The sequence below is a fragment of the Streptomyces sp. NPDC050263 genome (genome assembly GCF_040655955.1).
Classification (GTDB): domain Bacteria; phylum Actinomycetota; class Actinomycetes; order Streptomycetales; family Streptomycetaceae; genus Streptomyces.
Genome location: NZ_JBFAKW010000318.1, coordinates 1 through 1,084, shown reverse-complemented (window position 1 = coordinate 1,084; position 1,084 = coordinate 1). Strand labels below are relative to the sequence as shown.

Annotated in this window: 1 protein-coding gene; it reads left to right on the top strand. The window is 69.1% G+C overall.

Annotation, left to right across the window (positions count from 1 at the left end):
• The first annotated feature begins 178 nt into the window (after window positions 1-178).
• Window positions 179-1,078 carry an RNA polymerase sigma-70 factor gene (locus tag AB0J04_RS46260; RefSeq protein WP_363174754.1) on the top strand — a complete coding sequence of 300 codons (900 nt, stop codon included), beginning with the start codon at window positions 179-181 and terminating at the stop codon, window positions 1,076-1,078.
• The last annotated feature ends 6 nt before the right edge of the window (window positions 1,079-1,084 follow it).

Below are 1,084 nucleotides of genomic sequence, written 5' to 3'. Positions count from 1 at the left end.
CTGAGCAACAACGTGTCAGTGCTCGACGGGCGCGAAATCACCGTATGCCTCGGTGGGTCGGGCTCCTCCGACGGCTGTCTCCGGATCCGCTGCTCCGTCCTGTCACAGGATCGGGGCGCGCCCGGTCTATGAGGCAGATGCGATTGGAGCAGCCATGCCTTTGAGCGACCCCACGACCATGCATCAGGCACCGTCCCCCACGACCAGCGACCTCGAAGAGGCGGTCTCTGTCTTCGTGCAGCAGCGGAAACGTCTCTTCGGCATCGCCTACCGCGTGCTCGGCAGCGCCGTGGAGGCCGAGGACGTGGTCCAGGAGGTGTGGCTGCGCTGGCAGAAGACCGACCGCTCGGTGGTGATCAACCCGGTCGCCTTCCTCTCCAGCGCGACGACCCGCCTGGCCATCAACGTCGCTCAGTCGGCGCGCGTGCGCCGGGAGACGTACATCGGACCGTGGCTGCCCGAGCCCGTCGACACCAGTTCGGACCCGGAGGTGGGCGCGCAGCGCGCGGAAGCGCTGGAGATGGCCCTGCTGCTGGTGCTGGAGAGACTGAGCCCGACCGAGCGCGCCGCCTACGTCCTGCGGGAGGCGTTCGACTACGGCTACCCCGAGATCGCCGCGATCCTCCGGCTCAGCCAGGTCAACGTGCGGAAGATCGTCAGCCGGGCGCGTAAGCACCTGGGGGACGAGCACCGCGAGACCGTGGACACCACGGAGCACCGGCGCCTTCTCAACGCGTTCGTCTCAGCGGCTCGAACGGGGGACGTGGCTTCGCTGGAAGCCCTGCTCACCCCCGACGCCGTCAGTCTGTCCGACGGCAACGGCATGCGGGGCGCCGCCCGCATCCCGGTGCTGGGGCGGGCGCGCGTGGCCAACCTGTCGACCGCCTTTCCCCGGTTCTGGCCGGAGGCGGACCCCAGGCCGGTCCACGCCAACGGCCGTACCGGCGTGCTGATCCACCGGAACGGCGAGCCCGTCACGTTCATGACGATCGCCGCCTCGGCGGAAGGCGTCTACAAGGTGATGTGGGTGTTCAACCCGAGCAAGATCGCCGCTTTCCTCGGTTCGAGCGCCCGTTAGCGGGGC

Bases quoted from the DNA above. Each gene is read 5' to 3' on its own strand.
- AB0J04_RS46260 (WP_363174754.1), top strand. From the start codon at position 179: ATGCATCAGGCACCGTCCCCCACGACCAGCGACCTCGAAGAGGCGGTC.